Annotated in this window: 7 protein-coding genes and 1 pseudogene; 1 reads left to right on the top strand and 7 read right to left on the bottom strand. The window is 66.5% G+C overall.

The window, feature by feature from the left end; genetic code table 11:
* Positions 1–437 precede the first annotated feature (437 nt).
* The 5 genes from ACFVYA_RS31380 to istA all read right to left on the bottom strand — a co-directional run bounded on the left by ACFVYA_RS31380 (position 438) and on the right by istA (position 4,635).
* On the bottom strand, positions 438–884 hold the full coding sequence (locus ACFVYA_RS31380) for a hypothetical protein (RefSeq protein ID WP_387050114.1): 447 nt from the start codon (positions 882–884) through the stop codon (positions 438–440).
* 333 nt (positions 885–1,217) lie between these two features.
* Positions 1,218–1,532 carry a hypothetical protein gene (locus tag ACFVYA_RS31375; RefSeq protein ID WP_387050112.1) on the bottom strand — a complete coding sequence of 105 codons (315 nt, stop codon included), beginning with the start codon at positions 1,530–1,532 and terminating at the stop codon, positions 1,218–1,220.
* 8 nt (positions 1,533–1,540) lie between these two features.
* A complete protein-coding gene (locus ACFVYA_RS31370) occupies positions 1,541–1,732 on the bottom strand; it encodes a hypothetical protein (RefSeq protein WP_387050110.1) in 192 nt (63 codons plus the stop codon).
* An 822-nt stretch (positions 1,733–2,554) separates the two neighbouring features.
* Positions 2,555–3,373: an IS21-like element helper ATPase IstB gene (gene istB / locus ACFVYA_RS31365; RefSeq protein WP_387050109.1), complete on the bottom strand. Its 819-nt coding sequence runs from the start codon at positions 3,371–3,373 to the stop codon at positions 2,555–2,557.
* Positions 3,370–4,635: an IS21 family transposase gene (istA, locus tag ACFVYA_RS31360; RefSeq protein WP_387050107.1), complete on the bottom strand. Its 1,266-nt coding sequence runs from the start codon at positions 4,633–4,635 to the stop codon at positions 3,370–3,372. The genes istB and istA overlap by 4 nt, the downstream gene beginning before the upstream one ends.
* Positions 4,636–5,383: 748 nt before the next feature.
* Here istA and ACFVYA_RS31355 point away from each other — a divergent pair.
* Positions 5,384–5,533: pseudogene (locus ACFVYA_RS31355) on the top strand (IS5/IS1182 family transposase); the annotation flags it as partial.
* 41 nt (positions 5,534–5,574) lie between these two features.
* On the opposite strand, the gene ACFVYA_RS31350 reads toward ACFVYA_RS31355, so the two are convergent.
* The gene (locus tag ACFVYA_RS31350) at positions 5,575–5,838 is read right to left on the bottom strand and encodes a MafI family immunity protein (protein WP_387050106.1); all 264 of its coding nucleotides are present in this window, start codon (positions 5,836–5,838) and stop codon (positions 5,575–5,577) included.
* Between the two features lie 17 nt (positions 5,839–5,855).
* Positions 5,856–12,719 (bottom strand): RHS repeat-associated core domain-containing protein, encoded by a 6,864-nt coding sequence (locus tag ACFVYA_RS31345; RefSeq protein WP_387050105.1) that lies wholly within the window; start codon positions 12,717–12,719, stop codon positions 5,856–5,858.
* Positions 12,720–12,809: the final 90 nt, after the last annotated feature.

The raw sequence follows: 12,809 nt of genomic DNA, 5'->3' as shown, positions 1-12,809 counted from the left end.
GGCTTCAAGAGGCGGTACATACGCGCTGGTCAGCGCTTTGTGATCTTGGTTAACGGAACTTTGGGAAGCGTCAGTCCCAAGGGCCGAAGCGATGCGGAGTGCCCGCGCCTGAACATCAACGCTCCGTCACCGAAGGCGCAGGGTGGATGGTCATATCCGGGGGCGACGGTGGCTTCGTTCGCGGTGTCGGGTACGACGTACTCGATGATGCGGCCGAGGAACCCGCGCCGCGGGCCGGCAGGCCGTAGGCGTCGATGATGGCGCGCATTCACCGTGGCCGAGCAAGCGGTTTGTCGGGTCAGTGTTGCGCGAGCCGGCGATGGACCTGGCCAGCCAGCCGCGATGCCCAGCGGATCGGGCGTGCTGGTCCGCGGCCGCGCGTTCGATCAGCTCGTTGCGCAGCGCCGCCAGCGCGGCACTGGGTGGCCGTTCCGGGTTCACGGCTGTGCCGATCGAGTTCGCGACGTGGGAACGGCCATCGCTCGCGTGGTGGTCAGCAGGGCAGCTTGCGGCGGCAGGTCGACCTGGGTGGGTGGCTCGATCCAGTGCCACAGGCCCAGCGCTTCGGTCTCCGGCGAGGGCAGCACCACCACCGCGGTCTCACCGACCACGCTGACGCCCAGTAGCACCAGCGCGGCCAGCTCGTCCAGCGTCACGGTGCCTGGGCCGCTCAGCAGGGTCCATCGCTGCCCGCCGGGATGGGCCAGAGCCGGGGCCGGCATCGCCCGGACCCGCAGGCTCGCCACCACCTTGCGGCCCAGCCCGGCGGGCATGGTGACCGCGCCGAACACCCCGCCGAGCTGCAGAACGATCCGGTCATCGTCGACGAGCTGGGCGGGCAATCCACATTCGGCCCGGTAGTACTCGCACCGGTGCCAGGTCATGTCGCCAGTTGCTGAAGGGGTGATGTCACAGGGGACGGGCATGCTCGTCGTCTTTTCGCATATCGACGTCAAGCGCGGGGCAGGGAGGCATGACAGCGCTTCCCACCTGGGGCCGCGGCGTGGTCGTGTCGGCGTCGGCCGACGGTGAGCCACTCGATGTCGCGGGAGCGAACCGATCGGGGAAGTGCGGCAGCGCGCGACGCGGCTCCGCCGTGTTGACGCGCGCAGTCCATCCAGTAGCTGCTCGCAAGAGCCCTACCGGGTCTGCGCCTGCGACGACGGCCAGACGCTCGCCGAGGTCGAGATCAGTGACGGAGACGCAGGGGTCGAGCATCAAGCCGCGTCCGAGTCGAAGAGGCTCGCGAGGCGGGCGTGGCGCCCGGTGGGCTCGTCGTCGTCCTCGTGCAGCAGCACCGGGCCCGCCGATGCCGCGTCCGCCGTGTGTCGCCCGGCCGGGACTTCGCGGTGCGGGGTCGGCAGGGGCCCGGGATGACGGCGAGGTGTCGGTGCGCCCTCGCGGGTGGCGCCGTCGAGACGGGCGTAGAGCTCGATCGCCTCCCGCAACGCAGCACGCAACCGGCCGGCGTCCATCGGGTTGAGCACGGCGACGCTGGAACCAATCGCCAGCGCCGGTCCGAGACCCGCCATGCCTGGGGCTACCCCGCCTCCGACGTCGAGCGCAAGGTCATCGACCCGGAAACCGAGCCGAGCGTCATCGCCGCCCACCTCGATGACCCGACACCGCGGCCACCACCGACGAACATCCCGACGACGGCGACGACGAGGCTGGCGAAATGCAGCCCCATCAGCCGGGCCAGGACTCCGACAGCCAGGCGACTGGACGACATCGACGGTGACGGCGGGCCCGCCCAGGTTGCCCTCTAGAACCTCGACGACGTCGCCCGCGTCGACGCGGACGAGGCGGCGGACACGAACGAGGAGACCGACACGGTGGCCGACGTCACCAAACGAGCTGTGTGTTACCCCTACGGCGCCTGGCCCTCCGGCTCAGTCTGCCAGGACGCTCGGCTCGGACGGCTACGCCGGACTGCAGGTCAACCCGGTCGCCGATGCTGTGACCAGCGCGATTGCGAATCGTGATTGAACGGCGGAGCGAATGATACGCAGGCTAATTCGGTGACTCCGAGGTGGTAACCCTCGGCATGTTCGACACGACTTTCACCCAGCCGGCGGCCCGCCACGCGAGAACTTCCGCCCCTTCCCGGCCCCCGGCTTCTTCCCTCATACGCACCAGCTCCAGCAGAGCAAAATCGTTCCCCGCATCAGCGGCCACCAGCATTCGAACGGCAGATCTACTCTGCACCCTCAAAGTCGGGACTTTGACCTCTTACAATTGGTCGCATTTACAGCTCTCGATGCCCTTAGTGAAGCAATAGCGGAGTCCGATACCGAGACCTTGATGACCGCACCGCTACCGTTTCGCACCGCGAAGAATTCAGCATCGCCCGCAAAGTTGCAAGGCGGCCACCTCCTCGGCGTCATAGGTCAACGAGCCGGAGAGGTCGTGGCGGTCGGCGAACCGGGCGCGTACTTCGCCGGGTCTTTGTACTGCAGCAGCTGTACGGCCTGACCGAGCCCGTTAGTGTCAACGCTTCGGGAACTTTGACCCCGGGCGGTCTCCGGAAAATTGACCCCCTGCGCGGTGTTGTCTAGTTCTGGTTGGGGTTCTGCTGCTGGTCGCGGAGCAGGTTGCGGCGTTGGCGGGTGCGGTAGGAATCGCCGGTGAGGGTGAGGACCTCGGCGTGGTGGACCAGGCGGTCGATCATGGCCGCGGCGGCGACGTCGTCGGAGAAGGTCTCGCCCCAGCGGCCGAACGGCAGGTTTGAGGTCACCATCACCGAGCCCTGCTCGTAGCGGGAGGCGATGAGCTGGAAGAACAGGTTCGCCGCGTCCTGGTCGAACGGGATGTAGCCGACTTCGTCGATGATGATCAGCTTGTAGCGGCGGATCTTCTTGAGTTCGGCCTCGAGCCGGTTGCCGTGGTGGGCGGCGGTGAGCCGGGCGACCCAGTTGCTGGCGGTGTCGAACAGCACCGAGTAGCCGGCCTGGGTGGCTTTGACGCCGAGCCCGATCGCGAGGTGGGTTTTGCCGATGCCGGGCGGGCCGAGCAGGATCACGTTCTCGGCCTTGGCGACGAACGTGCCGGTCGACAGATGCGCCAAGATGTCGCGGCGCAGCGAGGGCAGGTGGTCAAGGTTGAAGTCCTCCAAGGTCTTGACCGCCGGGAAGTGCGCGGTGCGGATCCGCATCACGGTGCCTTTGGACTCGCGGTCGGCGACCTGGCGCTGCAGCAGCGCAGCGAGGTATTCCTCGTGCGACCAGTTCTCGTCGCGGGCCTGGCCGGCCAGTTGTTCCCAGAACGCCCCGATCGTCGGGGTCTTCAGCGCCCGGGTGAGGTAGGCGATCTGGGATGGCAGCCCATCTTTCGGCGCTGCGGCCGACGGTTTGGGCTTGGCGGTCGTGCTCACGTGTTGCTCGCTTTCGTTGGTGGTGCAGTGAAATCGACGCCGAACAGCGCGTCGTAGTCCGGCAGGGCCCGCATCGCGACGACGTGTCCGTCGGCGTGACGACGGGTCTCGCCGGAGACCTCGCGGCGCAGGCGTTCGGCCGCGAAGTTCTTCCGCAGCAAGGCTGCGGAGGCTTGGTGGGACGGGTCGGTGACCACGACCTGCTTGGCCCAGCAGCGGTTATGCCGGGCGACGACCTGACCGTCGCAGAGCACCGTCACCTGCTCCGGGGTTGCAGCGATGTCGACGAACCGGCCGATCATCCGCGGGTCGACGGAGTAGTCGACGGTGTCGACCCGCACGTAGTAGTCCCGGCCGAGCCGGACGCGCTGGTTCAGCCCGGTCGGCGGGGCGGCCGGCGGCAGCGGCAGCATCGCCTGGTAGTCGGTCTCCAGCAGCTCCACCGGGCGGCCCTGGATCGACCGGACGGTCCGGTTGTTCGCCCGGGCCAGCCACTCGGCCAGCTGGGTGTTGAAGTCGGCCGGGCTGGTGAAGACCCGACCGGGCAGGAACGAGGTCTCCAGGAACTGGTTGTTCCGCTCGACCATGCCCTTGAACTCCGGGTCCCGCGGCGGCGCGAGCACGATCTTCGTGGCCAGGGTGCCGGCGAACGCCGCGGCCGGGGCGCTGACCCGACCGGTCCCGCCGATCGCGGACTCCCGGTCCCAGACCAGCCGCTTCGTGACCCGGCCGATCCCGTTGACCAGCTGCCACATCCCCGACAGGATGTCGCCGGCCTGCCGCGACGGGATCATCGTCGCGGCCAGGAACCGCGAGAAACACAGCGTCATCACCAGCACCGGCAGCACCCTTTCCTGGCCCGCGGCGACCGGGATCCGTGGCTCGGGGAACCACAGGTCGCACTGAGCGATCTGGCCGGGCTCGTAGACCACCCGGTCGACCGGGTCGATCCCGGAATACTCCGGGCGCAACGCGGCCAGCTTCTTCTTCAACGGCGACATCGAGTGCGGCCACCCGATCTTCTGCGCGATCACCGGTCCCGGCATCCGCGGCCACTCCGCAAGCAGCGCCCGGATCTGCGGCTCGAACGCATCCGCCACCGACCCCCGTGAGGCCCGCTCATACTTCGGCGGGCCCTCGGACCTCAACGCCGCCCGGACCGTGTTCCGCGAGATCCCCAGCCGCCGGACGATTTCCTTGATCGGCACGCCCTCAGCCCGATGCAACCGGCGGATCTCCGCCCAGTCCTCCACGTTCAGCACCCTCCTACCTCAGAGGGGGTCAACTTTCGGAAGACTCCTGGGGGTCAGTTTTCACGAAGCGACGACAGTTAGTGATCGTGGTCAACGCAGTACCACCGACCGGCGGGATCGCACAACAGGAGGCGGAAGAGATGACCGCGACTGCGCTTGACCGGCCGTGGGCCGAAACCGCCGAAACCGCCGCGACCGCAACGCGGAGATTCCTTCGCTGTCGCGCCCCGGCCCGGCCCTCGGCGTCATCGGTGAACGTCTGCGCCGAACCAGCCGGCTCACGGGATTCCGTGCTTCCGATCTGCGTGCAGCCGTAGGTCGTTTGAGTCGTACCCGATGGACCTGAGGTCGTGACAGCCTCGACCGCGTGCGGGCGCGAAGCACCGGGAGCCGGGTACGTCGAGGCCGTCGTGACATCTCCGGACGTGGCGTGCTGGACCTGGGTCTTGCGGTTGTCGACGTCGTCGAACGTCCAGGACGGTGCCGCGCCGCCGAGGTCCACGGTCGTGGGCTGGGTCGTGCAGTCAGCCGAGGACGGCGTCCAGGCTTCGGTGAGCCGCTGCAGATAGTCCTGGCGGAAGCACTGGACGTCGCTCTTCGTGCCCGGCGGGGTGTCGGCGATCTTCGTGAGGTTGCCGACCTGGTTGTAGGTGTAGACGCGGTTGGCGATCCAATAGTCCGACGACGTCGAACGCTGCGCCTGAACCGTCTCAGGCCGGTTGGTACCGTCGGAGTAGGTGTTGGTCACCGACACCTGCTGCTCGACGCCGTCCCGCCGATCCGCGACGTGGTCGGCAAGCCACGTCGCCAACCTTGTCAGCTCTACGCTGACCTCGGCTACGACCGCGACAAGTACCGTCGCCTTGTCCGTGCCCGCGGCATTACCCCGCTCACTGCCCGCCGCGGACGCCGTCTCGGCGTAGTCGTAGCTCGCCCGGCCTTGGACCGTCACTCCACGAGCTCGCCGATGAGCAACACCAACCGCTTCGAACCGAGGTTTTCGGACGCGTTGAGCAGTCGCTTATAATAGTCCGTCCCGACAGGAAGGCTGTCCTCGTATATCCAGGAACAAATCGTGTCGAATGCAAGCGAGTACTCGCCCGCTTCCACAAGTTCTTGAACACTCGAGAAGACACTACCGTGTGCATCGAGCGGAGAATCATTCAACAATGACTCTACTTCACGTCGATATGACAACCAATCCTTTGTCATTGCTATCGCTCCTACCGTCATTGAAGAGGGAACCCAGTCACCACCCGGTCCGTGGCCGGTTCGTAAATGACACGAATTCTAACACCGTCGACCACGCCTTCGATCTTCCACCTCGACGGATCGCCCGACTTAGTGTACAGCGCCCCCGCCTTGCCGGTCTGCTGCTCCCACTTACTCGCCGGATTGGTTGCGACCTCAGCGACCCCGTTCAAGATGCGGTCGGTGTCCCAACTGGGCGGGAACACAGTCTTTCCCGGCTGACCAGGCCACTTATGCCCACCACCCGTCGCATCTCCGTTAATAATGTGGAATTGGGCTTGACCGTCGATCAGGTCACGGCCAGCACACCCCGAATTGTGAACCAGGACTGGCGACCGCCCGGCGAGCACGTAGTAGGTGTGGACACCATTCACAGTGAGGTTGAAGGTGCGCCAGGCCGCAGGGAACCGTCTCAGACCTATGATCTGCGTGAGTTCACCCTGCGGACTCGAGAGCGCATCGCCCACGCCAAGGTCGTCGGCATTCCGCCAAGCGTGCGCGGTGACGTCCCAGAACCGGTGGTGATCAGTTGTCTCGATGGTCTTCGGACCGTCGGGTGTCGCAACCTCGACGTCTACGAACTCGCGATCCTGAGCCGTCGCGTGCAACGCGACCACAGCGTGGTGCTGGACGACGCTATTTTCAGGCTCCGCGTTGGCGACTTCGTCGCCTACCTCGACCGATTCGATTGACTTGGTGCTACCGTCAGCCATTAGCACGGGCGTTCCAGCTACGAAGCTATTACAACCTCGGACGCTACGTCCTCCAGCTTTTCCACCATTAACCCCATCGATCAAAGCAAGGTCTTCTTCGGCAGATTGGACCACCGTTCCCCAGAACACCATATCGTTCGCACGGGAGACGCACTCGTCGTAGTGCTCAGTGCAGTACGTCGCCGCAATACTCTTGGCGCCTGCGACATCCTCCGGGTGATTGATCAGATAGATCCAGGCTTGTTGACAGGCCCAGCGCCCGAAGCAGCTTGTCTCAGCGCCGTGGTCGCCACCTATTTGGGGCAGCCACCAGTCCTTTTGGCTCGTCGTCATCTGGAACGAGTAGTAGAACAGGTCTTTCAGCCGCTGCGAGTCATTCGACGTGGGCGCGTGCTGCTTCACCCACCGTGGCCGGGAGCGTTCGTTACTACAGGCGGAGCCCCGTTTGCAGCCGCTGTTAGCGGCGATGTGGCGGAAGCTGTCGATGGACTGCTGGCTGTACCCGCGCTTCTTCATGAAGTACGCGCGGTTGTCGACGTAGTTGGGGTCCGACATCGCTTCGCCAGTCCCGCACAGGACTCCGTCGGGGCCGCACTCGGCTCCCCACATCAGCCCGAGCGGGTCGCTGAACGAGATCGGGCTGTTGTTGCCGTAGCTGTAGGCGTTCAACGCCTGCGGGTTGCCCGTGTCCAGCATCGGGTCCGCCGTCAGGAACCGGCCGGACAGCGGGTCGTACTCGCGCGCGCCCAGGTGGGTGAGCCCGGTCGTGTTCTGGTAGCCGCCGACGAAGCCGTGCCTGTCCGGCCAGGTCGACGGCGGTGTTCCGCGGCTGGTGCCGTACGGGTCCTGCCAGCGCTTGGTCACCGTGAGTTTGCTGCCGGAATCCACCGTCGCATACGTCGTGCCTTGGTGATCGGACAGCTTCCAGCTCAACACACCCGACGACGCGCGGGTCGCGATGACCTGGCCGTTGTAGCTGTAGAACCGCGTGCCCGAGGCAAAACTGCCGCCGGTGGGGACGAACAGCTCCATGTCCCCGACCGAGAGCGTCGTTCCGCTGGGGTCCTTGGTGATCAGCAGGTTGCCGTCGGCGTCGTAGAGGTAGCTGCTGTCGCCTCCGTTGGCCTCCTTCGCCGTCGCGACACGGCCCTCGGCGTCATAGGTGAACGTCTGCGCCGCACCGGCCGGGCCACGCGACTCCGTGCTTCCGGTCTTCGTGTAGCCGTAGCTCGTCTGGGTTGTCCCCGACGGCCCGGTGGTCGTGACAGCCTCGACAGCGTGTGGCCGTGAAGCACCCGGGCCGGGGTACGTCGAAGCCGTCGTGATGTCACCGGACGTCGTGTGCTGGACCTGGGTCTTGCGGTTGCCGGTGTCGTCGAAGGTCCAGGACATCCAGTACGGTGCCGCGCCGTCGATACCCGCCGTCGTCGGCTGGGCCGCACAATCCCCTGAGGACGGAGTCCACGCTTCGGTGAGCCGCTGCAGGTAGTCCTGGCGGAAGCACTGGACGTCGGCCTTGGTACCTGGTGGGGTGTCGGCGATCTTCGTGAGGTTGCCGACCTGGTTGTAGGTGTACACCCGGTTGGCGATCCAGTAGTCCGACGACGTCGAGCGCTGCGCCTGAACCGTTTCGAGCCGGTTGGTGCCATCGGTGTACGTACTGGTCACCGAGACCTGGTAGGGACTCTGGTCGTCGTTGAAGTTGGTCCGCAGCACCTGCCCCAGCGGGTTGTACGACGTCGACGAGACCAGCTTGGTGAAGTCGCCGGAGGTGTTGACCGCCAGCATCGTCTTCGGGGCGCCGTTGTCGTAATAGTCGAACGACAGTTCCTCCGGAGGCAAGCCGCCTTCCTCGGGCGTGTTCATGGTATGCACCGCACCGGAGTTCGGGTCGTAGGTGATCCCGAACCGGTAGCTGCCGGAGAGACCTTTATCGCCGGGCGGGATGGTGACCTTGCTGCCGGTGGGCCGGCCCGCGGTGTCGTAGCCGGTCGTCTCCTTGGTGTAGGCCTTGGTGCCGACGTAGCGAATGGAGCTGGTCGGCTGCCCAGGGAGCAGGGTGTCATAGGTCCAACCGGCGATCTTCGTGCCGGTCAGCGCCGGGCCATCGTACTCGGCGGTCTTGCGGCTGAGGTTGTCATAGGTGTAGCTGATCAGCCGCTGGCGCGCGTCCGTGGTGGTCAGCAGCCGGCCGGCCGCGTCGTAGGTGAATGTCGTCTTGCCGGTGTCGGGGTCGGTCGAGGCGATCTTGCGGTCCTTCAGGTCGTACTCGAAGGTCCACACGTTCTTGCCGGTCGTATCGGTGACCGTCGCCTGCTTGCCGCTGCGGGTGTAGGTGTACGTCGTCGTGTCGGCCGGCGAACCCGACGTGTACTTCGCCGGGTCCTTGTACTGCAGCAGCTGGACAGTCTGCCCGAGCCCGTTGGTGATGGTGGTCGACGCGGTGCCCCCGCCCGGAGGGATCGTGGTCGTGCGGTCCCCGTCCGGGATCGTCGTCGTCCGCCACTGCTCGACCGCGTGCAGCAGGTACGCGCTGGCGCGCGGGCTGCCCGCGCTGTCGAAGGTCGCCAAGGTCGTGTTCGGAACCGACGCGTCGTCGGTGACATACAGCGTCGCCGACGGGGCCGCGCTGTTCCAGTAGGCGTTGTGGGTCTTGTACGTCCGCCCCTGCGAGTCGTAGAAGGTGTCGGTGATGATCCGGCCCGGACCGTCGTCGGTGCGCGGCGCCTGGGTCTGGATCGTGCGGCCGAGCCCGTCCACAAGTGTGTACGAGGTGGCGTACTGCCCGTTCGCGAGCAGGGTCTGCGTGGTGACGTTGCTGACGCCACCGGCGTTGCGGACGCTGTAGCTGTAGATGACGTCCGCCGGCCAGTTCGCCGCCTTGCTGTGGCCGGGTTTCCACACCGACAGGACCCGGCCGAGGGCGTCCTGCGTGGCGTCGGTGCGCAGGCCGCTGGCATCCGTGCTCGCGACGGTGACGCCGGAGACCGGATCGAGGTATTTGGTGGAGATGAACTTCGGTGCTCCGGCGGCCGCAGTGACCGGCGGTGTGGTCGTGTCGACCTGCGTGACCGGACCGCCCTCAGCAGGGGTGTAGGCCGTCGTGCTGGTCAGACCGAGCGCGTCGGTGGCGCTGACCGCCCGGCCGTACTTGTCGTACACGGTCGTCGCGGCCGGTGACTTGATCTTCTCCGTGCCGCCCGCGGGCCAGTCGTCGAGGCTGTCGATCTGGGTGATGTTGCCTTCGCTGGGCGCCGCACCGAACGCTTGCTTGTCGTAGTAGGTCCGGGTATCGCTGACGATGTTGCCGGGCCCGGGCGGGTTGGTTTTGTCGTCGCAGATCCCGGAGATCTTCCGTACCTGGCTGGAGGAGTTCAGCAGCCAGGCGGTGGTGTTCTCCAGGTAGGTGGTCAGGGTGCAGCTGGTTTGTTTGGGGTCGCTGGTGTCGCCTTCGGTCTGCACGGCGGTCGCGAGCCCGTATTTGCCGTGGGTGGTGTGGGTGCGCGACACCCGCCATGTGCTGGTGGTGTCCAGCCAGGTACGGGTCCGGACCGTGTCGGTGTCGGTGTAGGCCGCAGTGCGGCCGTCGGCGTCGGTGGCGGTCGGGTCCGACACCCACGGCTCGGTCAGGCTGCCTCCGACGACCTGGCCGTCGCGGTAGGTGACACTCTCGCGGGCGACGCCGGCCGACTCCTTGCGGTCGGTGACCGACTCGTGCCAATTCGGGCTGGTGACCGTCGCGCCTTCCATGCCGCGCAGGTAGAACGTCTCGGTGGTCACCGGCGGGCCGGACGGGTCACCGCCCGCCGGGCCGAGCCCGGTGGTCGTCTTGACGTCGCCGTAACCACGCCACTGCGACCACGTCCGGTACTTCGGATCGGAGAACGGGTCGTCGTCGTAGTGCCAGGCCGCGCCGCCGAGGTAGTCGTAGTGCGTGACCTTCTGCTGCGGCTGCTGCGTGGTGTTGGCGTCTTCGATGACGTCGGTGACCCGGAACTTGTTGAAGTAGTCCAGCACCGGATCGGTCGCCCCCGGCGGTGACCAGTACACCGGGTAACACGACAGCGTGTTGCCCTTCAGGTTCGCCGGATCGGGCATCGGGCCGCCGGGCTTGCACTCGGGGTCGGCGTACTTGACCGAGGTCAGGCCGCCCTGCGGGGTGGTGATGGCGTCGATCCGGTTGCGGGTCAGCGCGGTGTACTGGATGTTGGCATTGACCCGGTTGGCCATCGACCTCGGGTGGAACGTCGTCGCGGGCAGCGTGATCGCCGAGCCGACAGTGTTCGGGCTCGAGATCTTCCCGGTCTCGGTGATCGAGTCCAGCCACAGCGCCGTCTTGTTCCCGTCCGTGGTGGGCGGGAAGGACTGCGTCAGCGCCCATTCACGGACCGGCTTCCACCCCGTGCCACCGTCGGAGACCTGGGTGGTGATCTTGGTGTAGCGCTTGCGGGAGAAGAAGGACGGCGAGTTGTACACGCACACCGCGCCCTGGGCGCAGATCGTTTCCGACGGCACGTCCGGCCACGACGTCGCGGTTCCCGAGTTCAGCTGACCGGGGTCACAGGTGATCGTGCCGCTGGGGAAGCATCGTTCGGCCGTGTCGAACAACACTTGCGCCGGCGCGTGGCTGAAGGTGTCGGCGACCTTGGTGTTGAAGCCGTACTCGATCTTCTGCAGGTAGCCGCTGCGGGTGTACTGCGTGCCGGGATTGTTGGCGGTGGAGGCATTGCGGTTGAGGCCGTAGAAGTTCGTCTCGGGCTGGTAGTAGTACGCGATCGCGTTGCCGTGCGGATCGACGACGTAGTCCAGGTTCCACCGCCACGCACGGTTGCACCAAGACGCAGCGTACGTTGCGGCGTTGCACGGCTCGAGGTTGTTGTTGCCGAAGACCGGAGCAGTCCAGGTCGACTGAGTCTCCGGCTTGCCGGACGACCAGCCGGGCAGATGGTTGAGGCCGAAGAAGTACTGGACACCATCAGGCGTGGTGACCTTCCAGTACTCACCGAACTTGTCGCCGTTTGCGCCACCGGTGAGACGTTCGACTCGGGTGCCGTCGTCGTCTTTCGGGTGCCACGTCTGAGTGTTCTTGTCCAGGATCAGGTCACCGTTGGCGCCGGCGAACGAAATGGTGGCGTTGTCGTTGAACCAGCACAGGTCACCGGTCTTCGTCTGGCCGTTGTTGCCACCCAAGTCCTGGCTGCAGCCCTTGTAGCGGCGTTCGATGAACCCACCACCCGACAGGCTCCACCCATCACCGACACCCGAGGCCTGGTTGTTCGTCGCCGAGGTCAGCCCGTCCACCGAACTCGAGGAATAGTTCAGGCTGACCGACGGACCCGTCCCCCCGAGCGCAGCAGGCGTACCGATCGGATAGGAGTAGTCGAAGTCCGCCGACGACCCGCCTGACGACCAGGAGCCGGCCGGTTTGAGGTCGGTCGCGGTGAAGTCGCCGCCGCCGCTCTTGGTGTCGGCTTCCGCGGCCACCAGCATCGACGTTGCGGCCTGTTTCTGCCCTAGGGTGACATCGGCCGCGACGTGCCGGGTCTTGGTGTTGTTCTCCGACGAGAGCGGAGTGCCGACGTGGCATTCGGGCTTGTCCGGCGTCGTCAGCAGGCACGAGGGGTACTGCACCAGGTGCAGGCGACCACCGAAATCACCGCCGTAGGCGTCGCCGAACGATCGGTAGTCGACGTCGACGTTCACCGGCCCGCTCGTGTCACCGAGCACCGGCTCCACCTTGATCAGCACGCCCTTGATCCCGGTCTTGGCCGTCGCGGCTTGGTCCAGGGTGCTGACCCGGACCTTGCCCGGTGTGTGCCGGGCCTCGTCTGTCTTCGCCTGCGACCGTGCCACGGCGACCGCCTGCCCCGCAGGCGCCTTCGCCGCGCCAGCGCCCACGGGGAGGTTGACATCGGCGCTGGTGGCCGCAGGCCAGCTGACCTTCGCGGGACCGCCCGATCCGGCCGGAACGACGGGTTTCGCACGGAAGCCGCCGTCGACGCCGTCCACGGAGCTGGTCTGCTGCAACGGGGGCAAGTCCCAGCCCAGCCCGTGCCAGCCGCCGGCCGCCGCTTCCGCCGCCGCGGTCTGCGCCGAACCCAGCAGCACGACGGCGAGACCGAGTGCCAATGCCCGTCTGCTTCTGGGGAATCGCACGAAGCCATGCGAGTGAGTCATGTTTGCCTACCTAGGTCTGGTGGGCGCTCGACGCCCCGAAGC

It is taken from the genome of Amycolatopsis sp. NPDC058278 (assembly GCF_042881395.1).
GTDB lineage: Bacteria > Actinomycetota > Actinomycetes > Mycobacteriales > Pseudonocardiaceae > Amycolatopsis.
This window is presented reverse-complemented; position numbering and strand designations above follow the sequence as displayed.

Coding starts and splice junctions, on each gene's coding strand:
- ACFVYA_RS31350 (WP_387050106.1), bottom strand. CDS start 5,838: ATGACAAAGGATTGGTTGTCATATCGACGTGAAGTAGAGTCATTGTTG.
- ACFVYA_RS31370 (WP_387050110.1), bottom strand. CDS start 1,732: ATGTCGTCCAGTCGCCTGGCTGTCGGAGTCCTGGCCCGGCTGATGGGG.
- ACFVYA_RS31375 (WP_387050112.1), bottom strand. CDS start 1,532: ATGGCGGGTCTCGGACCGGCGCTGGCGATTGGTTCCAGCGTCGCCGTG.
- ACFVYA_RS31380 (WP_387050114.1), bottom strand. CDS start 884: ATGACCTGGCACCGGTGCGAGTACTACCGGGCCGAATGTGGATTGCCC.